This is a genomic window from Pseudoalteromonas prydzensis (genome assembly GCF_011050055.1).
In the GTDB taxonomy this organism is placed as follows: Bacteria; Pseudomonadota; Gammaproteobacteria; order Enterobacterales; family Alteromonadaceae; genus Pseudoalteromonas; species Pseudoalteromonas prydzensis_A.
Map to the genome: position 1 here is coordinate 1 of NZ_DRGM01000039.1, position 8,173 is coordinate 8,173.

Genomic DNA, 8,173 nt, shown 5'->3' on the forward strand with positions numbered 1-8,173 from the left:
GCCTAACGGCACGTGAAGCGAAAGTATTGCGTATGCGTTTTGGTATCGATATGAATACCGACCATACCTTAGAAGAAGTAGGTAAGCAGTTTGACGTTACCCGTGAGCGTATTCGTCAAATCGAAGCGAAGGCACTGCGTAAATTACGCCACCCTTCACGTTCAGACTTACTGAAAAGCTTCTTAGATGCTAAATAATTAGCAACTAAAATACAGATTAAAATTTAAAAGGCCGCTGTAGCGGCCTTTTTTCTATTTACAGGAAATAATTATGGCTTGGATCCAAATCCGTATCAATGCCAACGCTGCAACCGCTGATGCAGTAAGTGACTTATTAATGGAGGCAGGCAGTGCGTCTGTTACCTTTATTGATGCTAAAGACACCCCAATTTACGAGCCAAAAATCGGCACTGTGGTATTTTGGGCTGATACTACTGTGATTGGTCTATTCGAAGCTAATCACGATATGAATGCGGTCGTTGCTTTATTAAAGCGCCATGACGAACTAAAAGACACCTTAGTATACAAAATAGAGCAGCTTGAAGATAAGGACTGGGAACGCGAATGGATGGATAACTTCCACCCCATCCAGTTTGGTGAAAAACTGTGGATTTGCCCAAGCTGGCGCGATATTCCCGATCCAGACGCCGTCAATGTGTTACTCGATCCAGGCCTTGCGTTTGGTACCGGCACCCATGCCACTACTGCACTTTGCTTAAAATGGCTTGAAAGCCAAGACTTAACCGGTAAAACCGTGGTCGACTTTGGTTGTGGCTCAGGCATTTTAGGCATTGCAGCAATCAAGCTCGGTGCCAAGCGCATGATCGGCATAGATATCGACCCGCAAGCCCTTGAAGCAAGTTTAGATAACGCACAGCGTAATGGCGTTGCCGATAAGCTTGAGGTTTACTTGCCAGAAAATCAGCCTGAGTTTAGCGCTGATATCGTGGTTGCCAATATTTTAGCGGCGCCACTGCGTGAATTACACAGTGTGATATTAGGCTTGTTAAAACCAGGTGGTAAAATTGCCATGTCGGGGATTTTAGAACAGCAAGCGCAGTCAGTTGCAGATGTTTATGCGCCGTTTTTAGCCTTGGATGAGATTGCTGTTGAAGGTGAATGGACGCGTGTTAGCGGTACTAAGAACGCATAATTTGCTGGTTTTAGTACTTTAGAGTATTAACTCAAAATCACTAGGTAAAGCCTGTAATTAACAGGCTTTACCTATTATTTACACACTGTTATACATAATGATTTTCTTGACGAAAATTAGTTCTGTATAAAATTCAGACAAATAAAGCCATTCGTCAAACTGTTATCAAATGTCAATACGCAAAAGTCAAAAAAAAGTCACTTTTGTTCAATTTATAGCCTTTGATTTTTGCAAAAAAAACCGTAAACTTAGCGCCCCTTGAAAAGAGGCCTATTGAATACAGTGCGTATCGGAACATACCAATTAGAGAACAATGTAATTGTAGCGCCAATGGCGGGAATTACTGATAGACCATTTAGACAACTTTGTCGCCGCTTAGGTGCGGGGCTTGCCGTGTCTGAAATGCTCTCGTCGAATCCTTTGGTATGGAAAACCGAGAAATCGATGAACCGTATGGATCATAGTGGTGAATCGGGAATACGCGCGGTGCAAATCGCAGGAGCTGATCCTGAGCTTATGGCTCAGGCTGCACAATTCAATGTAAGTAATGGTGCACAAATCATAGATATTAATATGGGGTGCCCAGCTAAGAAAGTGAACAAGAAACTCGCAGGCTCCGCGCTGTTACAGTTTCCTGGTTTAGTGGAAGAGATTATTGACGCAGTGGTTAGCGCTGTTGATGTACCTGTAACACTGAAAATCCGTACTGGATGGGATCAGGACAACCGTAACGGTGTTGAGATTGCGAGAATAGCTGAACGTTATGGCATAGCTTCATTGGCCGTACATGGGCGTACACGCGCATGTATGTACAAAGGTGAAGCTGAATACGCCACTATTAGGGATATCAAACGTTCAGTGTCGATACCTGTCGTTGCAAATGGAGATATAACGTCTCCTGAAAAAGCAAAACAGGTTTTGGACTATACGGGTGCAGATGCCATTATGATTGGTCGAGCCGCCCAAGGTCGCCCTTGGATATTTAGGGAGATAGACCACTATTTGCGAACCGGTGAACATTTACCTGTGCCTCCAATTGCGGAAGTACGTGGTATTTTGATGGAACACTTAGTGAACCTTCATGCGTTTTACGGCGAACCAATGGGAGCGCGCATCGCTCGCAAACATGTATCTTGGTATTTGCAAACCCATGACAGTGACGGTCAGTTTAGGCGAGTATTTAATGCTCTCGATAATCCACAGGCACAAATCGAGACATTAGAGCAATACTTTAAAACACTAGCAGCTAACTAAGAAAGAAAGAGATATAAACAATGTTCGAACAAAACGTGACTTCTCCATTTATCACTAACCCTCATGTTCAGTCACACGAGAAACCGCAGCCATTACGCGATGCAGTGAAGAAAGCTGTTCATCACTATTTAAAACAGCTTAACGGTCAAGATGTGCAAGACGTTTACGACCTTGTTCTTTCAGAGCTAGAAGCACCATTACTTGAAGAAGTAATGACTTACACACGTGGTAACCAAACACGTGCGGCAATCTTACTAGGTATCAACCGCGGTACTTTACGTAAGAAACTAAAGAAATACGGCATGAACTAATACGATGTTGTGATTTATCACAACATTCGTTTGAAAAAGCACCTTCGGGTGCTTTTTTTATACCTTTAATAATCCTCAAAAAAGCACCTAATTGCAAAATCCTCACCCTTTAAACATCGTTTTTTAAGCGATATTCAGTTAAAATAGCGCCTTTCTAAGCTAGCTCAAACACTGAGGTAATCAAACTACAATGGATACACATCGTCCAATTCGTCGCGCACTACTAAGTGTGTCAGATAAAACCGGTATTGTTGAATTTGCTCGCGCTCTGGAATCACAAGGCGTAGACATCTTATCAACTGGCGGTACTTGTAAATTACTTGCTGATAACGGCATTAAAGTCACTGAAGTATCTGACCACACAGGTCACCCTGAGATCATGGATGGTCGCGTAAAAACGCTTCATCCAAAAATTCATGGCGGCATTTTAGCGCGTCGTGGTCAAGATGAAGACGTCATGGACGCTCATAACATCTCAGCTATTGATATCGTTGTAGTTAACTTATACCCCTTTGCGAATACTGTCGCTCAAGAAAACTGCAGCCTTGAAGATGCCATTGAGAACATTGATATCGGTGGCCCAACGATGGTGCGTGCCGCGGCTAAAAACCACAAAGACGTGACTATTGTAGTAAACGCCAAAGATTACGAGCGCGTGATCAACGAAATGCAAAGCAACAATGGTTCAACTACATACAAAACACGTTTTGACTTAGCGATTGCCGCTTACGAGCACACCGCACAGTACGATGGCATGATTGCTAACTACTTCGGTAAAATGGTTGCTGACTACACGGATGAAGCGGCTGAGGAAACTAAATTCCCACGCACTATCAATATGCAGTTCACTAAAAAGCAAGACATGCGCTACGGTGAAAACTCACACCAAGACGCGGCGTTTTACGTTGAAAATGACGTTCAAGAAGCGTCTGTTGCAACCGCCGTACAGCTACAAGGTAAAGCATTGTCGTTCAACAATATTGCTGACACTGATGCAGCCCTAGAGTGTGTTAAAGAATTCGATGTACCGGCGTGTGTTATTGTAAAACATGCCAATCCTTGTGGTGTGTCAATCGGTGAAAACATTCTTGAAGCCTATGACCGCGCATTCAAAACCGATCCTACATCAGCATTTGGTGGCATCATTGCCTTTAACCAAGAGCTTGATGCTGATACTGCTGAAGCGATTGTGTCACGTCAATTCGTTGAAGTGATCATTGCGCCTAAAGTATCTGAAGCCGCAGCACAAATCGTATCTGCAAAGCAAAATGTGCGTTTATTAGAATGTGGTGAGTTCTCTGCTAAAGGCACAGGTCACGACATTAAGCGTGTAAATGGCGGTGTACTCATTCAAGACCGCGATTTAGGTATGGTTACTCAAGGCGACTTAAAAGTTGTGTCTAAGCGCCAACCTACTGAGCAAGAGCTTAAAGACTTATTATTCTGCTGGAAAGTGGCTAAATTTGTAAAATCAAACGCCATTGTTTATGCCCGTGACGGTATGACCATTGGTGTAGGCGCAGGCCAAATGAGCCGCGTTTACTCAGCTAAAATTGCCGGTATTAAAGCCGCTGATGAAAACCTTGAAGTGAAAGGTTCAGTAATGGCATCTGATGCGTTCTTCCCATTCCGTGATGGGATTGATGCAGCTGCTGAGGCAGGTATTACAGCTGTGATCCAACCAGGTGGTTCAATGCGCGATGAAGAAGTTATCGCCGCAGCGGACGAAGCTGGCATGGCAATGGTGTTTACTGGCATGCGTCACTTCCGCCACTAATCACACAAAGAGCTAACACCATCAGTTAGCTCTTTTTGTTTGCTACAAATTCACGTATTCTGCTTATTCTATAACCTCTATAAAATTATAATGTGAAGGAACAGACGATGAAATTTGCACTAAAAACGCTACTGGTTGCTACCCTTGCTATGAGCTCAACGTTAGTACTTGCCCATGATCATGGCCAAAACTCAGCGGTTGCTCAAGCCGTTAAATCAAGCGAGCGAAACACTGAACGTGACCAATATCGCCACCCTGTAGAAACACTCGCGTTTTTTGGCCTAAAGCCAACGATGACAGTGGTTGAGATTGCACCAGGCGGTGGCTGGTACAGTGAAATTTTAGCGCCAGTACTGAAAGAGCAAGGCACCTATTATGCTGCGCACTTTCCTGCTGATTCATCGGTTGGCTACTATCAACGTTCACTCGCTGGCTTTAAACAGAAAGTCGCCGAAGATGAGCGATTCAGTAAAGTAAAAATCACTGAATTTGCCCCTTCAACACATTTAGACATAGCACCTGCGGGCAGCGCAGACATGGTGTTAACTTTCCGTAATGTACATAATTGGTATATGAGCAAAGATAAAGACGCCGCAGCTAATGCCTTTAAGTCTTTTTACAAAGCACTTAAACCAGGTGGCACTTTAGGTGTGGTTGAGCATCGCCTACCTGAAGCGCAAGCTGATGAAATGCAAAAGTCATCAGGTTATATGAAGCAAAGCGTGGTAATCGAACTTGCTAAACAAGCAGGCTTTGAACTTGCAGCAAGCAGTGACATAAATGCAAACTCACTTGATACAGCCGATCACCCTAAAGGGGTATGGACCCTTCCACCAAGCCTTAGACTTGGCGAGCAAGATGCCGCTAAATATAAAGCCATTGGTGAAAGCGACCGCATGACGCTGAAATTTAAAAAACCGCTTTAAATAGGATATTCGCCATGAATGTATTAGTCATTGGCAGCGGCGGCCGCGAACACGCACTTGCGTTTAAGGCCGCTCAAAACACTAAAGTTAACACTGTATTTGTAGCCCCAGGTAATGCTGGTACTGCGCTTGAGCCAAAGCTTGAGAATGTTGCCATTAACGTTGAAGACCTCGATGGCCTACTTAACTTTGCGCAAAACAATAATGTTGAGCTCACCATTGTTGGCCCTGAAGTACCATTAGTACTTGGTGTGGTAGATAAATTCCGTGAACACGGTTTAGCTATCTTTGGCCCAACAGCAGGTGCTGCGCAGCTAGAAGGCTCTAAGTCATTCACGAAAGACTTTTTAGCCCGTCACGCAATTCCAACGGCTGATTACCAAACCTTTGAACAAATTGACCCTGCGCTTGCGTACTTACAAGAAAAAGGCGCACCGATTGTTATTAAAGCGGACGGTTTAGCAGCTGGTAAAGGCGTTATTGTTGCCATGACCGAAGTTGAAGCTGAAGATGCTATCCGCGATATGCTTGCTGGTAATGCCTTTGGTGAAGCTGGCAGCCGCGTGGTGATTGAAGAGTTCTTAGAAGGTGAAGAAGCGTCATTCATCGTGATGGTGGATGGTAAAAACGTACTCCCGTTTGCAACTAGCCAAGATCACAAACGCGCTTACAATGGCGATCAAGGTCCAAACACAGGTGGTATGGGGGCATACTCACCAGCGCCGGTAGTAACCGATGAAATCCATCAACGCATCATGAACGAAGTGATCTACCCAACGGTAGAAGGTATGGCAAGTGAAGGCCATCCGTACACTGGCTTCCTCTATGCAGGCCTTATGATCGATGACTCTGGTACCCCTAAAGTTATCGAGTATAACTGTCGTTTTGGTGACCCTGAAACACAACCTATGATGCTACGTTTGCAGTCTGACTTAGTTGAACTGATTGAAGCCGCTAATCGTGTTGAACTTGATAAAACCACCATTGAGTTTGACCCTCGTGCGGCAGTGGGTGTGGTACTGGCAGCGAAAGGCTACCCTGATAACTACCCTAAAGGTGATGCAATTAGTGGCCTGAAAGTAAACTACCCAGAAGGCGAAAAGGTCTTCCACGCGGGTACTAAGCAAGACGGCGATAACGTAGTGACTGCCGGTGGCCGAGTATTATGTGCAACGGCACTGGGTAACACAGTGACCGAAGCGCAGCAACGTGCCTACCAACTAGTTGCTGAAATCAGCTGGCTAGGTATGGAATACCGTACCGATATTGCTTATCGCGCCATCGCTCGGGAAAAATAGGTCCAACCAGCAGCTATTAATAATAAGCGCAGTTTATCTGCGCTTTTTTAGTGCTACAATAAAGCGGTGACGTCTTGCATATAAGTAACACCTTGGAACAACAACCGTTTAAATATCATATTATTGCATTGTTTATTTTGAGCATTTTAGTGTTCATTATCTATACCTTTGCCAATCATTTAGCTACACCTACCCGCTATACAATTAATAAAACCGCTGCTGTGTATTTAGAGCAAAGCTATCGCATCGATCCATCAAAATCACTAACGCTCGCTAAATTTTTAAACGATCCGGATGCCCGTATTTCAGAACCATTTGACACCATTGCATGGGGCTTAAAATCACAAGATTATTGGCTTTTAATGAAGCTAGAAAATAAATCAGCCGAGTCAAAACAGCTATTCGCTCACTTTGATAATCCTATGATTGATTATTTAACTGTTTATCAAATAGATAACCAAGGCCAATTGGTTAACACCTTTAATTTAGGCGATCGGCAAGAGCAACTTAGCTTATTTGAATACAGCGTCCCGCATATAAGCTTTGCTATTGCAGCACAAAGCCATAGCCTGTTGATCATAAAAATAGACACTACAGGGATCAGCAAAACCCCAATAAATTTATATGGTGAAGCTGAATTTAAAGATTTACTCCGCGCCCAAACAGCTATTTGGGGAATTTTTGTTGGGGTATTAATTATGGCGGCTTTATATAATTTAGTACTGTATTTTGGTATTCGCGATCGGGTTTATCTGATTTACATTGGCTATATACTGTCTGCACTGATTTTGATGGGCTCTGTATTAGGTTTTGGTTTTTACTTATGGCCAGTAGCGTTACAGCAGCTTTTTAATCACTATATTGTAGTGAGTAATTACGCGATTGCATTTTTTACACTAGCTTTCTGTGCTATGTTTTTGCGCTACCATAAAGATAAATGCTGGCGTTATAAGCTAAGTCTTGCACTATTGAGCCTTATGCTCTGTTTAGGGATCGCTAGCTTTTTCATTGTTGAATATATTTCTTCGCAAATATTCTTTGTTGTCTTAGTTTTTCTTTATATTGTATGTATTACATTAATTTACAATAAATTACGCAGCGGCTTTCGCTGGGCCAAGTTTTATGTCATTTCGTGGATACCGTTGATAATTGGCGCAGCAATTCAGCCCTTAGAGCTGACAGGGATCATCGAATATAGCTTTGCCACCCGTCATGCATTTTTAGTGGCAATTCTATGTGAAGTAACATTAATGGCCATGGCACTGGCTGATCGGGTGCGCTACCAACGAGAAAAAGCGCTCTATCACGCCACTCATACCGAGCAAACAAAGCTTTTAAACAGCGCAATGTTAAAGCATGCATACACAACTTTGCAGCTCAACCAGCGCCCTGCAAACTTATGTCTAATTAGGATTATCCACTTTCACTCGTTAAGTCATATTTTAAATCAAACCC

The 8,173-nt window shown here is 43.4% G+C and carries 8 protein-coding genes; all 8 read left to right on the forward strand.

The window, feature by feature from the left end; genetic code table 11:
* A partial coding sequence (locus ENH88_RS03510) for a sigma factor-like helix-turn-helix DNA-binding protein (protein ID WP_304179479.1) occupies nt 1–197 on the forward strand: 197 nt, incomplete at its 5' end.
* Nucleotides 198–270: 73 nt separating this feature from the next.
* Nucleotides 271–1,152, forward strand: a complete 882-nt coding sequence (prmA, locus tag ENH88_RS03515) for a 50S ribosomal protein L11 methyltransferase (RefSeq protein ID WP_304179481.1) — start codon at nt 271–273, stop codon at nt 1,150–1,152.
* 282 nt (nt 1,153–1,434) lie between these two features.
* Entirely contained in the window at nt 1,435–2,406 is a 972-nt protein-coding gene (gene dusB / locus ENH88_RS03520) for a tRNA dihydrouridine synthase DusB (RefSeq protein ID WP_304179576.1), read from the forward strand.
* A gap of 20 nt (nt 2,407–2,426) precedes the next feature.
* Nucleotides 2,427–2,717 (forward strand): DNA-binding transcriptional regulator Fis, encoded by a 291-nt coding sequence (gene fis, locus ENH88_RS03525; RefSeq protein ID WP_002957804.1) that lies wholly within the window; start codon nt 2,427–2,429, stop codon nt 2,715–2,717.
* Nucleotides 2,718–2,907: 190 nt separating this feature from the next.
* Nucleotides 2,908–4,494: a bifunctional phosphoribosylaminoimidazolecarboxamide formyltransferase/IMP cyclohydrolase gene (gene purH / locus ENH88_RS03530; RefSeq protein WP_304179571.1), complete on the forward strand. Its 1,587-nt coding sequence runs from the start codon at nt 2,908–2,910 to the stop codon at nt 4,492–4,494.
* A gap of 107 nt (nt 4,495–4,601) precedes the next feature.
* Nucleotides 4,602–5,420 (forward strand): class I SAM-dependent methyltransferase, encoded by an 819-nt coding sequence (locus ENH88_RS03535; RefSeq protein ID WP_304179572.1) that lies wholly within the window; start codon nt 4,602–4,604, stop codon nt 5,418–5,420.
* 14 nt (nt 5,421–5,434) lie between these two features.
* Nucleotides 5,435–6,718, forward strand: coding sequence for a phosphoribosylamine--glycine ligase (gene purD, locus ENH88_RS03540; protein WP_304179574.1), 1,284 nt, complete (start codon nt 5,435–5,437; stop codon nt 6,716–6,718).
* A 92-nt stretch (nt 6,719–6,810) separates the two neighbouring features.
* On the forward strand, nt 6,811–8,173 hold a 1,363-nt coding region (locus ENH88_RS03545), incomplete at its 3' end, for a 7TMR-DISM family protein (protein WP_304179577.1).

Coding starts and splice junctions, on each gene's coding strand:
- ENH88_RS03535 (WP_304179572.1), top strand. CDS start 4,602: ATGAAATTTGCACTAAAAACGCTACTGGTTGCTACCCTTGCTATGAGC.
- prmA (WP_304179481.1), top strand. CDS start 271: ATGGCTTGGATCCAAATCCGTATCAATGCCAACGCTGCAACCGCTGAT.
- purD (WP_304179574.1), top strand. CDS start 5,435: ATGAATGTATTAGTCATTGGCAGCGGCGGCCGCGAACACGCACTTGCG.
- fis (WP_002957804.1), top strand. CDS start 2,427: ATGTTCGAACAAAACGTGACTTCTCCATTTATCACTAACCCTCATGTT.
- purH (WP_304179571.1), top strand. CDS start 2,908: ATGGATACACATCGTCCAATTCGTCGCGCACTACTAAGTGTGTCAGAT.